The 15,316-nt window shown below is 71.3% G+C and carries 13 protein-coding genes; 5 read left to right on the forward strand and 8 right to left on the reverse strand.

The window, feature by feature from the left end; translation table 11 throughout:
- The first annotated feature begins 119 nt into the window (after positions 1 to 119).
- The 5 genes from treS (at position 120) to U5M74_RS11710 (ending at position 4,492) form a co-directional block, all read left to right on the forward strand.
- Complete coding sequence (gene treS / locus U5M74_RS11690) at positions 120 to 2,375, forward strand: maltose alpha-D-glucosyltransferase (RefSeq protein WP_410909199.1); 2,256 nt, start codon at positions 120 to 122, stop codon at positions 2,373 to 2,375.
- Positions 2,376 to 2,713: 338 nt separating this feature from the next.
- Complete coding sequence (locus U5M74_RS11695) at positions 2,714 to 3,256, forward strand: hypothetical protein (RefSeq protein ID WP_410909128.1); 543 nt, start codon at positions 2,714 to 2,716, stop codon at positions 3,254 to 3,256.
- A 163-nt stretch (positions 3,257 to 3,419) separates the two neighbouring features.
- Complete coding sequence (locus U5M74_RS11700; protein ID WP_410909129.1) at positions 3,420 to 3,731, forward strand: hypothetical protein; 312 nt, start codon at positions 3,420 to 3,422, stop codon at positions 3,729 to 3,731.
- A 105-nt stretch (positions 3,732 to 3,836) separates the two neighbouring features.
- Positions 3,837 to 4,112: a hypothetical protein gene (locus U5M74_RS11705; RefSeq protein WP_410909130.1), complete on the forward strand. Its 276-nt coding sequence runs from the start codon at positions 3,837 to 3,839 to the stop codon at positions 4,110 to 4,112.
- A 113-nt stretch (positions 4,113 to 4,225) separates the two neighbouring features.
- Entirely contained in the window at positions 4,226 to 4,492 is a 267-nt protein-coding gene (locus U5M74_RS11710) for a hypothetical protein (protein WP_410909131.1), read from the forward strand.
- 8 nt (positions 4,493 to 4,500) lie between these two features.
- Here the strand turns inward: U5M74_RS11710 and nrdF are convergent, their stop codons facing one another.
- The 8 genes from nrdF to U5M74_RS11750 all read right to left on the reverse strand — a co-directional run bounded on the left by nrdF (position 4,501) and on the right by U5M74_RS11750 (position 15,277).
- The gene (gene nrdF, locus U5M74_RS11715) at positions 4,501 to 5,481 is read right to left on the reverse strand and encodes a class 1b ribonucleoside-diphosphate reductase subunit beta (RefSeq protein WP_159794971.1); all 981 of its coding nucleotides are present in this window, start codon (positions 5,479 to 5,481) and stop codon (positions 4,501 to 4,503) included.
- 459 nt (positions 5,482 to 5,940) lie between these two features.
- Positions 5,941 to 8,046, reverse strand: a complete 2,106-nt coding sequence (nrdE, locus tag U5M74_RS11720) for a class 1b ribonucleoside-diphosphate reductase subunit alpha (protein ID WP_410909200.1) — start codon at positions 8,044 to 8,046, stop codon at positions 5,941 to 5,943.
- A gap of 50 nt (positions 8,047 to 8,096) precedes the next feature.
- Positions 8,097 to 8,528 (reverse strand): class Ib ribonucleoside-diphosphate reductase assembly flavoprotein NrdI, encoded by a 432-nt coding sequence (gene nrdI / locus U5M74_RS11725; protein ID WP_410909132.1) that lies wholly within the window; start codon positions 8,526 to 8,528, stop codon positions 8,097 to 8,099.
- A gap of 129 nt (positions 8,529 to 8,657) precedes the next feature.
- The gene (nrdH, locus tag U5M74_RS11730) at positions 8,658 to 8,903 is read right to left on the reverse strand and encodes a glutaredoxin-like protein NrdH (protein ID WP_069983025.1); all 246 of its coding nucleotides are present in this window, start codon (positions 8,901 to 8,903) and stop codon (positions 8,658 to 8,660) included.
- Positions 8,904 to 9,558: 655 nt separating this feature from the next.
- Positions 9,559 to 11,028: a GH1 family beta-glucosidase gene (locus U5M74_RS11735; RefSeq protein WP_410909133.1), complete on the reverse strand. Its 1,470-nt coding sequence runs from the start codon at positions 11,026 to 11,028 to the stop codon at positions 9,559 to 9,561.
- Complete coding sequence (yicI, locus tag U5M74_RS11740) at positions 11,025 to 13,328, reverse strand: alpha-xylosidase (protein WP_410909134.1); 2,304 nt, start codon at positions 13,326 to 13,328, stop codon at positions 11,025 to 11,027. Before yicI ends, U5M74_RS11735 begins: the two co-directional genes overlap by 4 nt.
- A 54-nt stretch (positions 13,329 to 13,382) precedes the next feature.
- The gene (locus U5M74_RS11745; RefSeq protein ID WP_410909135.1) at positions 13,383 to 14,291 is read right to left on the reverse strand and encodes a carbohydrate ABC transporter permease; all 909 of its coding nucleotides are present in this window, start codon (positions 14,289 to 14,291) and stop codon (positions 13,383 to 13,385) included.
- Complete coding sequence (locus tag U5M74_RS11750; RefSeq protein ID WP_410909136.1) at positions 14,291 to 15,277, reverse strand: carbohydrate ABC transporter permease; 987 nt, start codon at positions 15,275 to 15,277, stop codon at positions 14,291 to 14,293. Before U5M74_RS11750 ends, U5M74_RS11745 begins: the two co-directional genes overlap by 1 nt.
- Positions 15,278 to 15,316: the final 39 nt, after the last annotated feature.

Genomic DNA, 15,316 nt, shown 5'->3' on the forward strand with positions numbered 1-15,316 from the left:
CCTGCCCGCGCAGGCGTGCGACCTGCATGGTTCGATGAGGTGCATTTCGTGACAGCCGTGACGAAGGGAGTGGACGCGTGAGGTCGGAGCCGTCGCCGGAGGAGCCCGTCGTCGAGGGGATGGCGCCGATCCCGGCACCGGGCGTCGAGGGTCCCGGGGACGACGGCGACGGCGTCCCGGAGGTCAACTTCGACGAGCAGTTCTACCCGGCCCGTCCGCGCTCGCTGCGCCCGCGCGCCCGCCGCAAGCTCACCTTCACCGGTGACCTGACCCCGCCCCTGGAACCGGTCGGGACGAACAAGGCCTACGTGGAGTGGCTGGTGAACCAGTCGATGCTGGGCGACGCCACGATGATGGCGCGCCAGCTCGCCGGCCAGTCGAGCATGTGGAACAACCCGTACGCCCACCCGAACCCGCGCCAGGCCGTCGAGACCGCCTCGGTGTGGTTCACCGCCTATCCCCTGTCGCTGATCACCGGCCGGGGGCAGTCCTTCCTCAGCGCGCTCGGGTCGGACGACCTGTGGCGGGCGTTCGAGCGGATCGGGATCAAGGCCGTGCACACCGGGCCGGTGAAGATGGCCGGCGGCATCACCGGCTGGGAGCCGACGCCGAGCATCGACGGCCACTTCGACCGGATCGCGATGGCGATGGACCCGCTGTTCGGCACGGAGGACGAGTTCCGCGCGATGTGCGAGAGCGCCGCGCTGCACGGCGGCACGATCATCGACGACATCGTCCCCGGGCACACCGGCAAGGGCGCGGACTTCCGGCTCGCCGAGATGAACTACCGCGACTACCCGGGCATCTATCACATGGTCGAGATCCCCGAGGACGACTGGCACCTGCTGCCCGACGTCCCCGAGGGGCAGGACTCGGTCAACCTCGACGCCGAGACCGAGCGCAAGCTGCAGGACGCGGGCTACATCATCGGCCAGCTGCAGCGCGTGATCTTCTACGAGCCCGGCGTCAAGGAGACCAACTGGAGCGCCACCGCCCCGGTCACGGACACCAAGGGCGGGCGCCGCCGCTGGGTGTACCTGCACTACTTCAAGGCGGGCCAGCCCTCGATCAACTGGCTCGACCCCACCTTCGCCGGGATGCGGCTGGTGATGGGCGACGCCCTGCACTCCCTGCTCGACCTCGGCTCGGGAGGCCTGCGGCTGGACGCCAACGGGTTCCTCGGCGTCGAGCGCTCGGCCGAGGAGTCGCCGGCCTGGTCGGAGGGCCACCCGCTGTCCGAGGCCGCCAACCAGCTGATCGGCTCGATGGTGCGCAAGGTCGGCGGCTTCACCTTCCAGGAGCTGAACCTGACGATGGACGCCATCAAGGCGACCTCGGAGTCCGGCCCCGACCTGTCCTACGACTTCGTCACCCGGCCCGCCTACCACCACGCCCTCGCCACGGGCGACACGGAGTTCCTGCGGCTGGTGCTGCGCGAGGGGCTCAAGACCGGCATCGACCAGGCGTCCCTGGTGCACGCGCTGCAGAACCACGACGAGCTCACCTACGAGCTGGTGCACTTCGCCACCACCCACAGCGACGACGTCTACACCCTGGGCGGGGTCGAGATGGCCGGCGCCGACCTCGCCGAGCACGTGCGCGAGACGCTGCGACAGAAGCTCACCGGCGAGGCCGGGCCGTACAACGCGATCTTCACGCACAACGGCATCGCCTGTACCACCGCCTCGGTGATCACCGCCTCGCTCGAGATCAGCGACCTCGAGGCGCTGAGCGCCGACGACGTCGAGCGGGTCCGCTCGGCCCACCTGCTGCTGGCGATGTACAACGCCTGGCAGCCCGGGGTCTTCGCGCTCTCGGGCTGGGACCTGTGCGGCACCCTGCCGCTCCCCCGCGACCAGGTGAAGAGCCTCATCCGCACCGGCGACACCCGGTGGCTGGAGCGCGGCGCGCACGACCTGATGGGGTGGAACCCGGACACGCACCAGTCCGCCTCGGGCATGCCGCGCGCGACGTCGCTGTACGGCACGCTGCCCGAGCAGCTGGACGACCCGCGGTCGTTCGCCTCCCGCCTGAGCGACCTGCTGGCCGTCCGCGAGTCCGCCGGGATCGCGACCGGCACGCTGCTGGACGTCCCCGACGGCAGCCACGCCGCGATGCTGGTGCTCGTCAACCGGCTCGCCGCCGGCACGCTGCAGGTCACGGTGCTGAACTTCGCGGAGGAGGAGCTGCGCGGCACCGTGATGTCGCAGGTGCTGCCCGCCGGCGCACGCGTCGTCGACCTGACCACCGACGAGGTGGTGGCGCACGTCGACGAGCTGGGCAGCTTCCGGGTCTCCCTGGGCCCGTTCGGCGGCCTGGCCCTGGTCGTCCAGGAGGACGTGGACGCGGACGGCGGCCCGTCGGACAGGAGCTGAGCCCACCTCGGCCGCGCAGGCCCGGGAGGGGCTGGCGGCCGGGGCCGCGCTGCTCGACGAGCTCGCTGCCGACAGCGCTCTGCGCGCCACCCTCGACGAGCCGCTGCGGCTCCTCACCGCCGTCGCGTCCGTCGCACGGGGCGGCTTCGCGCTCGCCGCGAGGGCGGCACGCCGTCCGCAGGACGCTGCCTGAGCCAGGCGTGCACCACCCGGGGCCTCGCTGCGCCGCGCGCTGTGCCAGGTCGCCGGAGCGGAGACGTGGCACCAGGTTGGCGAGGCGCGGCGCCGCGCGGGGTGTCGGGCGTGAGCTTCGCACCGCTCCGGGCAGACTCGCGTCCGTGGAGGACGTCGTGGTGGTCCGGCCGCGCGGGACGGCACTGTCGGGACCGCCCGTGCAGGTGCCGCTGAGCGCAGAGGCGCCGGAGGCCGACGAGGCCCAGACCCGTGGGCAGGTCCGGCGCGCGCGGCGGGCGCTCGCCGCCGGCCTGGTCGCGGCGGTCGGTGCCGTGGGCGTCGTCATGGGCGTGCACGCGTCCACCGAGCGACGGCTCGAGGCCTACGCGCAGGAGTACCGGGACGCCGCCACCGCGGCGGCGACGTCGGGCCGTGACCTGTGGCGCGCAGGGTTCGTCGCCCAGATCGCCCTGCACGAGGCGCCAGACGTCGCCACGACCGACGTCGGCCGCGACCTCGCCGCCGAGATCGCGGGCTCCGCGGAGCTGATGGACCGCATCGACGGCACCCGGCGGATCCTGGTGTTCGAGACGTTCGCGGAGGCGGAGGCGGCCATCGACGCCGTGGAGGACCTCGCCGCACGGGCCGCCGACGCCGCGACGTCGATCGGCGCGGGCACGCGAGCGATCGCGGAGGCAGGGACCTGACCTCCCGGACTTCCTCCCACGGCGTTCCGAAGCCCTCGCAGGATCACCACGGGTCAAGCCGCTGCCGCCGCCGGTCCGCGAGCTACGTTTCACCTCGTCCCGACCATGGTTGAGGAAGACCGCAGTGGCCGTGAGAGACGTTCGAGCAGCAGGGGCAGTCGCCGTGCTGGGTGCACTGCTCCTCGCGGGATGCGCCGAGACCGGGCACGTCGACCTGCGGAACGACACCGAGGACGACGTGTCCGTCCGGTTCACCGACGAGGAGGCCATGGCCGACCTCGGTGCTGACGGCGTCGTGGACGTCCCCGCGACGGGTGGCGCGAGCATCCCGTCGAGCACGTGCTACGACGGCCCCTTCCTGGTGACGTACCCCGACGGGAGGATCATCGAGGTGCGAGGTGACCTCTGTCCCGGACAGGAGCTCTGGGTGCGCGACGGGGCCGCCGAGCTGAGGGAGACATCGAGCTCGGGCTAGACACGCACAGATGCCCGGCACCGCGATCCCGTCGGCCACGAGGCCCGCAGCGACTACCGCGGGATCGCGCCGCGACCATGCCCCATTCCCCGTCAGACTGTGGACATGGTTCAGGGGCGAGCCGATCAGACCCCGGGCGTCGGGGAAGCACTCCTGCGGAGCCGGGTCTTCTGGGTGGCTACGGCCGCCGGACTGCTCACGTCCCCCATGCTGTTCTGGAGCGCTCCTGCTGCCGGCATCGTGATCGCGCTCGTCGGCACGCGCCTGTGGATCACCCGACGTCGGATCTTCTTGGTGGCTCTCGGTACCGGTCTGGCCGCCGGATCGGTGCCCTACGCGATCGCGGCGCTGCTGACGCTGCTCGACATCAGATGGCCCTGATCGCCCCGCTGCATGGCCGCGGTGGGGCCGTCGTGACGGCCACATCAGCCACCACCCGGCCGTTGCACGTCGGCCTGCGAGGACCCGGGAGCACGGCGCTCTAGCCTCGGCCCGTGCTGTCCGTCCTGTGGTGGGCCCTTGCCGGCGCGGCCGCCCCCTCGCTGCTCAGCTATGTGCCGTTCGCCATCCTCGCGGTCGCAGCCGAACCGCGGTATCTGCCCGAAGCACTGCAGTGGGCGCCGCTGATGGTGATCATGTTCCTCCGGCCACGGCGCGGGCACTCATCGGTGTCCATGGAGAGCCGGCACGCAAAGAGGCCCGGAACCGCAGAATTCTGCGGTTCCGGGCCTCTGGCCAGCCGGTACGGCTACCGGGTCTGAGACAAGTCTCAGAAGTCCCAGTCGTCGTCCGTGGTGTCGACGGCCTTGCCGATGACGTAGGACGAGCCGGAGCCCGAGAAGAAGTCGTGGTTCTCGTCGGCGTTCGGGCTCAGCGCGGCGAGGATCGCCGGGTTGACGTCCGTCTCGTCCTTGGGGAACAGCGGCTCGTAGCCGAGGTTCATCAGCGCCTTGTTGGCGTTGTACCGCAGGAACTTCTTGACGTCCTCGGTGAGCCCGAGCTCGCCGTACAGCGCCTCGGTGTACTCGACCTCGTTCTCGTACAGCTCGAAGAGCAGCTCGAACGTGTAGGCCTTGAGCTCGTCCTGCTCGGCCTGGCTGACCAGCTGCAGCCCCTTCTGGAACTTGTAGCCGATGTAGTAGCCGTGGACGGCCTCGTCGCGGATGATCAGGCGGATGAGGTCGGCCGTGTTCGTGAGCTTGGCGCGGCTCGACCAGTACATCGGCGCGTAGAAGCCCGAGTAGAACAGGAACGACTCGAGCATCGTCGAGGCGACCTTGCGCTTCAGCGGGTCGTCGCCGCGGTAGTAGTCGAGGACGATCTCGGCCTTGCGCTGCAGGTTCGGGTTGTTCTCCGACCACTCGAAGGCCTGGTCGATCTCGCGCGTGGAGATGAGCGTCGAGAAGATCGAGGAGTAGCTCTTCGCGTGCACCGACTCCATGAACGCGATGTTGGTGTACACCGCCTCCTCGTGCGGGGTCAGCGCGTCCGGGATGAGCGAGACCGCGCCCACGGTGCCCTGGATGGTGTCGAGCAGCGTCAGGCCCGTGAACACGCGCGTGGTCATGAGCTTCTCGGCCTCGGACAGCGTCGCCCACGACTGGATGTCGTTGGACACCGGCACCTTCTCGGGCAGCCAGAAGTTGCCGACCAGGCGGTCCCAGACCTCGAGGTCCTTCTCGTCCTCGAGGCGGTTCCAGTTGATCGCGGTGACGCGGTCGATGAGCTTGAGCTTGCCCGTGGGTGACATGGTCCCTGTGTGCTTTCGACGTGGGGCGGGAGGTGGGGGGCGACGACGGCCGGTCGGGGGGGGGGGGCCGGGGGGGGGCGCCCCCCCCCCCCGCCCCCGCGGGGCCGACCACACCCCAAAAACACACAAACCCCCAAGGCACAGGGGGGGGGGGGGGGGGGGGGGGAGAAGGGGGGGGGGGGGGGGGGGGGGGGGGGGGGGGGGGGGGGGGGGGGGGGGGGGGGGGGGGGGGGGGGGGGGGGGGGGGGGGGGGGGGGGGGGGGGGGGGGGGGGCCGCCGGCGGGGGGGGGGGCGCGCGGGGGGGGGGGGGGGGCGGGGGGGGGGGCGGGGGGGGGGGGGGGGGGGCCCGGGGGGGGGGGGGGCGGGGGGGGGGGGGGGGGGGGGGGGGGGCGCCGGGGGGGGGGGGGGGGGGGCGGGGGGGCGCCCCCCCCCCGGCCCGTCGTCAGGCGTGGGGTCGGGTCAGAGCATGCAGCTGACGCAGTTCTCGACCTCGGTGCCCTCGAGGGCCATCTGCCGCAGGCGGATGTAGTACAGCGTCTTGATGCCCTTGCGCCAGGCGTAGATCTGCGCCTTGTTGACGTCGCGCGTGGTGACCGTGTCCGGGAAGAACAGCGTCAGCGACAGGCCCTGGTCGACGTGCTGCGTCGCCGCGGCGTAGGTGTCGATGATCTTCTCGTAGCCGATCTCGTACGCGTCCTGGTAGTACTCCAGGTTGTCGTTCGTCATGTAGGGCGCCGGGTAGTAGACGCGCCCGAGCTTGCCCTCCTTGCGGATCTCGATCTTCGCCGGGACCGGGTGGATCGAGGACGTGGAGTTGTTGATGTAGCTGATCGAGCCCGTCGGCGGCACGGCCTGCAGGTTCTGGTTGTAGATGCCGTGCTTCATGACCGAGGCCTTGAGCGCGCGCCAGTCGTCCTGCGTGGGGATGTGCACGCCGGCGTCGGCGAACAGCTGCGCGACGCGCGCCGTGGCCGGCTTCCACTCCTGCTCGGTGTACTTGTCGAAGTACTCGCCCGTGGCGTACTTCGAGTCCTCGAACCCGCCGAACGCCCGGCCGCGCTCGATGGCGAGGCGGTTGGACGCGGCGATGGCGTGGAAGGCCACCGTGTAGAAGTAGATGTTCGTGAAGTCGACGCCCTCCTCGGACCCGTAGAAGATCCGCTCGCGCGCCAGGTAGCCGTGCAGGTTCATCTGGCCCAGGCCGATGGCGTGGCCCATCTCGTTGGCCTTCCGCACCGGCGGCACCGACTCGATGCTGGACTGGTCCGAGACCGCGGTCAGCGCGCGGATCGCCGTGTCGATGGTCTTGCCGAAGTCGGCGGAGTCCATCGCCTTGGCGATGTTGAGGGAGCCGAGGTTGCAGGAGATGTCCCGGCCGACCTCGTCGTAGGACAGGTCCTCGTTGAGGGTCGACGGCGTGGAGACCTGGAGGATCTCGGAGCACAGGTTCGAGTGGGTGATGCGGCCCTTGATCGGGTTCGCCTTGTTCACCGTGTCCTCGAACATGATGTACGGGTAGCCCGACTCGAACTGCAGCTCGGCCAGCGTCTGGAAGAAGTCGCGGGCGTCGATGGTGGTCTTGCGGATGCGGTCGTCCGCGACCATCTCGTCGTACTTCTCCGAGATGGAGATGTCGGCGAACGGCTGGCCGTAGACGCGCTCGACGTCGTACGGGCTGAACAGGTGCATCGGCTTGTTCTGCTTCGCCAGCTCGAACGTGATGTCCGGGATGACGACGCCGAGCGACAGCGTCTTGATGCGGATCTTCTCGTCCGCGTTCTCGCGCTTGGTGTCCAGGAACCGCAGGATGTCCGGGTGGTGGGCGTGCAGGTACACCGCGCCGGCGCCCTGGCGCGCGCCGAGCTGGTTGGCGTAGCTGAACGAGTCCTCGAGCAGCTTCATCACGGGGATGACGCCGGACGACTGGTTCTGGATCTGCTTGATCGGCGCGCCGTACTCGCGGATGTTGCTCAGCAGCAGGGCCACGCCGCCGCCGCGCTTGGACAGCTGCAGGGCGGAGTTGATGCCGCGCGCGATGGACTCCATGTTGTCCTCGATGCGCAGCAGGAAGCACGAGACGAACTCGCCGCGCTGCTTCTTGCCCACGTTGAGGAACGTCGGGGTCGCGGGCTGGAAGCGGCCGGTGACGACCTCCTCGACGATGTCCCGGGCCAGCTGCTCGTCGCCGTCGGCCAGGCCGAGCGCGACCATGCTCACGCGGTCCTCGAAGCGCTCCAGGTACTTCTTGCCGTCGAACGTCTTGAGCGTGTACGAGGTGTAGTACTTGAACGCGCCGAGGAACGTGTCGAAGCGGAACTTGTGCGCGTACGCGAGCTGGAACAGCTCCTTGACGAACGCCGGCGAGTACTTCGCCAGGACCTCGCCCTCGTAGTACTCGTTCTCGACGAGGTAGCGCAGCTTGTCCTCGAGCGTGTCGAACTCGATCGTGTTCGGGTTGACGTGCTGCAGGAAGTACTGGCGCGCGGCCTCGCGGTCCTTCTCGAACTGGATCTTCCCGTCCGGACCGTAGAGGTTCAGCATCGCGTTGAGCGCGTGGTAGTCCATCTGCAGGTTCTGGACCGCCACCGGCTCGCCCGCGGCGGCCGGCGTCGCGCTCACGCCGAGATCAGAGACTGTCGTTGCCAAAATCGTCCCAATCCGCTTCGGACGCGCGTGACGTCCTCGGCTGTCCCCAGGAGTTCGAAGGCGTACAGGTACGGGACCTGGCACTTCGCCGAGATGATGTCGCCGGCGATGCAGTACGCAGCGCCGAAGTTGGTGTTGCCCGCGGCGATGACGCCGCGGATGAACGAGCGGTTGTGCGCGTCGTTGAGGAACCTGACCACCTGCCGCGGCACGGACCCGCCCTCGTTGCCCCCGCCGTAGGTGGGCACCATGAGCACGTAAGGCTCGTCGACGGTCAGGAAGCCGTCCGCGGGACGCAGCGGGATGCGGTGGACCGCCATGCCCAGCTCCTCGAGGCCGAGGCGCTGGACGAAGCGGTGCGTGTTCTCCGACACGCTGGAGAAGTAGACGAGAGCCGTCATGTCACCCCTCCCCTGACCCGTGTCCCCGGCGCGTGCCCGGGGGCACGCACGGACTCGTGACGGCGGCCCGCGGGCCGCGGCGCTCGCGCGGAGCGCAGGGGCCGGGCCCGCAGGCCCGGCCCGCGGTCATCAGGCCGTCGCGGCCTGGCGGGCGCTCGCGAGAGCGCCGATCTTGTCCGGGCGGAAGCCCGACCAGTGGTCGTCGCCGGAGACGACGACCGGCGCCTGCAGGTAGCCGAGGCCACGGACCATCTCCAGCGCCTCGGCGTCCTGCGTGATGTCGACGACCGTGTACTCGACGCCCTTCTTGTCGAGGGCCCGGTAGGTCGCGTCGCACTGCACGCAGGCCGGCTTGCTGTAGACCGTGACGCTCATGTCCGTCTCCTGTCTGAGCCCCTCGCGGGTGCTGGTCGGTGGTGGTTCCCGGCCCGTCCCGCGTGCCCCGCGGGCCCCGGCCGGACCCGGTGGACGGGCGGCGGCGGGAGGGCTGCGGGAGGAACGACGGCCGTGAAACTACAGTGATGTGGTTCGCGGAAGGGCCTGGTGGCCCCTCAGGACTCAGACACTACACCTAGTGCCCGGAGCCGAGGCAACAACGAGATGTTGTGGTCGCGGCGTGTCGCGTCCTCGTTGTCGGTCCATGCTTCATCGTCCCACCGGCCACCGACACGGCCCCGTGGCGGCGCCGGCGCGTCTCGCCGTCGGCGGCCCCGCCGGCACCGTCGCGCGCCGTCCACCGCGCCGTGCACGGTCCGCGCCCCGGTGTGCACAGGGCCCGGCCCGCGCGGGCCGCGCCGCGCCGCCGTTCGGGCGCGGTCGTCCACAGCCGGTGCACGCGCGAGGTCCACAGGGTGTGGGGATCCGCGGGCGTCTCGGAGCGCGAGACCCGGCCCGTGGCGGCGTGCCGGCACCCGGGCGCGACGACGGCCCGGAGCTCGCCGCGCGGGGGCGCTCCGGGCCGTCCGGTGGTGCGAAAGATCACCCGCTCGGCGCGCCGGCCACCGGGGTGGACCGGCGCGCCGGGCGCGCGTCAGGGCTGCGGGTCGACGTCGGTCACCGCGGGCAGGGTGCCCGTGGCGGCCAGGCGGCGGTACCAGTGCGCGGAGTCCTTCCAGGTGCGCTCGAGCGTGCCGTAGTCGACGTGCAGCAGCCCGAAGCGCCGGGAGTAGCCGTAGCCCCACTCGAAGTTGTCCATCAGCGACCAGGCGAAGTACCCGCGCACGTCCGCGCCGGCGTCGCGGGCGTCGCCCACGGCGGCCACGTGGTCGTGCAGGTAGGCCACCCGCCGCGGGTCGTGCACCCGCCGCGTGCCGTCCGCCTCGACGGTCACCTCATCGTCGAACGCCGCGCCGTTCTCCGTGACCATGAGCGGCACGTCCGGGTACCGCTTGGCCAGCGAGACCAGCAGCTCGGACATGCCCGTGGCGTCGATGCCCCAGCCCATCGCCGTGCGCGGGCCGGGCACCTGGACGAACTCCACGTCCTGGACCCCGATCCACGGGGTGTGCGCCGAGGCGCCGTGCCCATCGTCCTCGGAGCGCTCCCCCGTGCCGTCGAACAGCCGCACGGTGACCGGGGAGTAGTAGTTCACGCCGAGCACGCTGATCGGCTGGCGGACCAGCTCGAGGTCGCCCGGCTGCACGAACGACCAGTCGCTCACGGCCGCCGTGGTGTCGAGCAGGTCCTGCGGGTAGGCGCCCTCGAGCATCGGGCCCAGGAACGCCCCGTTGGCCAGCGCCTCGATGCGCCGCACCGCGAGCGCGTCGCGCTCCGGGTCCTCCGGGCGCACCACGTGCAGGTTGAGCGTCACCGACGTGCTCGTGCCCTCGCCCAGCACGTCCCGCACCGCGGCCGAGGCCAGGCCGTGGGCCAGGTTCAGGTGGTGCACCGCGCGCAGGGCCGCCTCAGGCTCCGTACGCCCCGGGGCGTGCACGCCCGAGCCGTAGCCCAGGTAGGCCGAGCACCAGGGCTCGTTGAGCGTGGTCCACGTGTCCACCCGCTCGCCCAGCTCGCGCGCCATGTGGCGGGCGTACTCGGCGAAGGCGTACGCCGTCTCCCGGTTCGCCCAGCCGCCGGCGTCCTCCAGCTCCTGCGGCAGGTCCCAGTGGTACAGGGTCACCACCGGGCGGATGCCGCGCGCGATCAGCGCGTCGAGCAGCCGCACGTAGAACGCCACGCCCTCGGCGTTGAGCTCCCCGCGTCCGCCGGGCTGCACCCGCGGCCAGGAGATCGACAGCCGGTAGGCGTCGACGCCGAGGCGGGCCAGGTGCTCCACGTCCTCCTCCCACCGGTGGTAGTGGTCGTCGGCCACGTCCCCGGTGTCCCCGCCGAGCGTGCGGCCCGGCGTGTGCGAGTAGGTGTCCCAGATGGACGGGCCGCGGCCGCCCTCCGCGGCGGCGCCCTCGATCTGGTAGGCCGCCGTGGCGGTGCCCCACACGAAGTCGTCGGGGAACGTCCGGCCGCCCGGCGTCCCGCCCTGCGCCTGCGCCTGCGCGCTCACGCGACCACCACCCGCAGCTCGCCGGCGCCGGTCGCCCGGGCCTGCCGGCCCGCGACCTCGACGCCCCACTCCCCCGGCGCGTCCGTCGTCGTGACGACGACGGCGTCCGCCGTCCGTCGCACCCGGAACGCCGCGTCCCGTCCTGTCCCACCCGGCACCGTGACCTCCTCGTCGTGTCCTACGGGCAGCTCGAAGCAGCGCAGCGTCACGCCGTCCGCCCAGTCGTACTCCGGCGCGTCGTCGCGCGCGCCGACCGGCAGCACCGTGCCCGGCCGCACCAGCACCGGCAGCGACGTGAAGCCGTGCTCCTCCGTCACCCAGCGCGGGCCCGTCACCGTGGCCGCGTGCGAGCCGTCGACGTCGTCGACCAGCCGCGTCCACGTGCCCTCGGGCACGTAGTACTCGACCGTACCGTCCGCGGTGAACACCGGGGCCACCAGCAGCGCGTCGCCGAGCATGTACTGCATGTCCACCGGCTGCGCCCCGCGGTCGGCCGGGAACTCCAGCACCATCGGCCGCATCATCGGCACGCCCTCGGCGTGCGCCTCCTCGGCCAGCCGGCCCAGGTACGGCATCAGCGAGAGCTTGAGGCGCGTGAACCTCCGGGTGACCTCGACCGCCTCGTCGTCGAACGCCCACGGCACCCGGTAGGAGCCGGAGCCGTGCAGCCGCGAGTGGCTCGACAGCAGGCCGAACGCGAGCCACCGCTTGAACACCCCGGCGTCGGGCGTGCCCTCGAACCCGCCGATGTCGTGGCTCCAGTAGCCGAAGCCGGACATCGCCAGGGACAGCCCGCCGCGCAGGGACTCGGCCATGGAGGCGTAGGTGGAGTCGCAGTCGCCGCCCCAGTGCACGGGGAACTGCTGGCCGCCGGCCGTGGCGGAGCGGGCGAACAGCACGGCCTCGCCGGTGCCGCGCTTGCGCTCCAGCAGGCGGAAGACCGCCTCGTTGTACAGGTGCGCGTAGTAGTTGTGCATCTTGCGCGGGTCCGAGCCGTCGTGCCAGACGACGTCGTCGACCGGGATGCGCTCGCCGAAGTCGGTCTTGAAGCAGTCGACGCCCTGGTCGAGCAGGCGCTCGAGGTGGCCGAGGTACCAGGCGGTGGCCTCGGGGTTCGTGAAGTCGACCAGGCCCATGCCGGCCTGCCACATGTCCCACTGCCACACGCCGCCGTCGGTGGTGCGCACCAGGTAGCCCTTGGCGGCGCCCTCGGCGAACAGCGGCGAGCGCTGGCCGATGTACGGGTTGATCCACACGCAGACCTTGAGGCCCCGGGAGTGCAGGCGGGCGAGCATGCCCTCGGGGTCCGGGAACGTGCGCGGGTCCCACTCGAAGTCGCACCACTGGTACTCGCGCATCCAGAAGCAGTCGAAGTGGAAGACGCTCAGCGGCAGGTCGCGCTCGGCCATGCCGTCGATGAAGCTCGTGACGGTCGCCTCGTCGTAGCTCGTGGTGAACGACGTCGACAGCCACAGGCCGAAGGACCAGCCGGGCACCCGGGCGGGGCGGCCGGTCAGGGCGGTGTACCGGCGCAGCACGTCCTTGGGCGTGGGCCCGCCGACGAGGTAGTAGCGCAGGCGCTGGCCCTCGACCGAGAGCTGGACGCGGGTGTTGACCTCGGAGGCGACCTCGAGCGAGACCTTCTCCGGGTGGGCGACGAAGACGCCGTAGCCCTTGCTCGTGACGTAGAACGGCACGTTCTTGTAGGCCTGCTCGCTGGAGGTGCCGCCGTCCTCGTTCCAGACGTCGACGACCTGGCCGTTCTTGACGAACGGGCCGAACCGCTCGCCCAGGCCGTAGACGTGCTCGGCCGGGTCGAGCGTGAGCTGCTCGTGCACCCAGGAGGTGCCCGCCTGCTCGCCGGCCTCGGCCGTCATCACGCCCACCGACTTCGGCAGGCTCGAGGTCAGCACCCGCCCGTCCTGCTCGAAGTCGACGTGCCAGCGGCCGCCGCGGTGCACCCGCACGGTCAGCCCGCCGGTCTCCAGCACGCCGGCCGCCTCGTCGACCTTGACCACCGGCCGGAAGCCGGCGGCGCCGGTGACGGCGAAGGCGGGGCCCGGCGCGGCCGCGCCGGCGTGGTGGACGACGTCCACGGCCACGACGCCCGGCGCCGGCGACGAGTACGTCACCGTCACCATCGGCCGGTTGAGCGTGTCGCCCCGGCCGCGGATCACCGCGGTCGGCGCGTACACCGTCATGGTGCCCGCGGCCTCGTCGACGCGGACGTCGTCGACCTCCACGGCGTAGAGCGGACTGATGCCACGGCGGGTCTGCCAGTAGCCGTCGGTGAACTTCATGCGTCACCCTCTCGGGTCTCGTCGGTGAGGAATGCTGCGGTCACGCCGGGCCGGTCACTTCACGGAGCCGGCGGTGACGCCGCGGGTCAGCGTGCGCTGGAAGATGAGGAAGAAGACCAGCGCGGGCAGCAGGGAGATCAGCGCGCCGGCGTTCGTCGTCGGGGCGTCCATCATCCGGTCGCCCTGCAGGGAGGCGAGCGCGATCGGCACGGTCTGGGTGTCGCCGGTGGTCAGCATGACCAGCGGGATGAAGAACTCGTTCCACGTCCAGATGAAGAAGAAGATCATCAGCACGCCGAGGGTGGGGCGCACGATCGGGAAGACGACCTTCCACAGGATGCGCCAGCGGCCGGCGCCGTCGAGCGCCGCGGCCTCGAGCAGCGCGGGCGGGAACGTGCCGAGCACCGAGGCCAGCAGGTAGGTGCCGAACGCCGACTGGATGACGGTGAAGATGATGATCACCGACCACTGCGAGTTGGACAGGCCGACCTTCTGGGCCATGTCGAACAGCGGGTAGATCAGCGCCTCCTGCGGCAGCATGTTCGCCAGCAGGAACAGCGTGACGATCCACAGCCGGCCCTTGATGCGCCCGACGCCGATCGCGTAGGCGTTCAGCAGCGACAGCAGCGTGCCCAGCAGCGCCACGACGCCGGAGATGAAGAACGAGTTCCACAGCTTGACCGGGAACTCCGTGCGCTCCCAGAAGGTCGTGACGCCGTCCAGGTACAGCTGCGTCGGCAGGCTGAGCGGGCCGTTCTGGGAGTAGTCCTGCGGCGACTTGAGCGCGTTGAGCACCATGATCACGAACGGCGCCAGCATGACCAGCGCCGCGAGGACCGCCGCCGCCAGGACGAACCAGCGGGCGACGCCGCGGCGGTGCCGCTCGTCCTGGCGCGAGGGGCGGCGGGTCCTCGACGGGGTGGACGGCGCCGGGGCCGTCACGGGTGCGGTGAGCGTGGACATCAGCGCCCCTCCTCCTCGCGCCGCTGGGCGCGGTTCTGCAGGCCGAGGATGACGACGGCCACGACGATGATCACGAGCGTCAGCACCGTGGCGACGGCGGCGCCGTAGCCCACCTTCGACTTGTCGAAGAAGTTCAGGTACGAGTAGTAGCTCGGCACGAGGGTCGAGCTCTCGGGGCCGCCGCGGGTCAGCACGTAGATCGGGCCGAACACCTTGAGCGCCGCCACGGTGCAGGTGAGGGTCACGACGAAGGTCTCGGGACGGATCTGCGGCAGCGTGATCGCGCGGAAGCGCCGCCACCAGCCGGCGCCGTCGAGCTCCGCGGCCTCGTACAGCTCCGGGTCCACGCGCTGCAGCGCGGACATGAAGATGACGACGGGGTAGCCGATCTGCACCCACACGAGCACGGCGGCCACGGTCGGCAGGGCCGTGGAGGTGTCGCCCAGCCAGTTCGGCGGGCTGTCGACGCCCAGGCTCCGCAGAACCACGTTGAGCGCGCCGGTCTGGGAGTTGAGGATCCAGTTCCACAGCACGCCGGCGACGGCGACGGGCAGGATCTGAGGCAGGTAGTAGGTGGCGCGCAGCACCGCGGCGACCCGGCCGCCGAACCGGCGGCCCAGGTAGTCGAACAGCACCGCCGCGAGCACCAGGCCGATGAGCGTGGGCGCCACCACCATCGCGGCGATCATCGCCACGGAGTTGGTGAACGACGTCCAGAACGCGGTGTCCTGCATCAGCTCGGCGTAGTTGCCGAGGCCCACCCACCGCAGCGGTGACATGCCGCCGCGCCACGAGAAGAGGCTGATGTAGACGTTGGTGACGAACGGGTAGCCGATCACGACGACGAACGCCACGGCCCCCGGGATCAGGTACGGCAGGTAGGGCACCCACGCCGGGCGGCGGCGTCGGCGCTGACGGGACTCGGGTCGGGACCCGGGTCGGGACCCGGGTCGGGACTCGGGTCGGGACTCGACCGTTGCGGTCATCTCCAGCTCCTCGTTCACGGGCCGGCACGGGGGCCGGCG

It is taken from the genome of Puerhibacterium sp. TATVAM-FAB25, assembly GCF_046535855.1.
GTDB lineage: Bacteria > Actinomycetota > Actinomycetes > Actinomycetales > Cellulomonadaceae > Puerhibacterium > Puerhibacterium variabilis_A.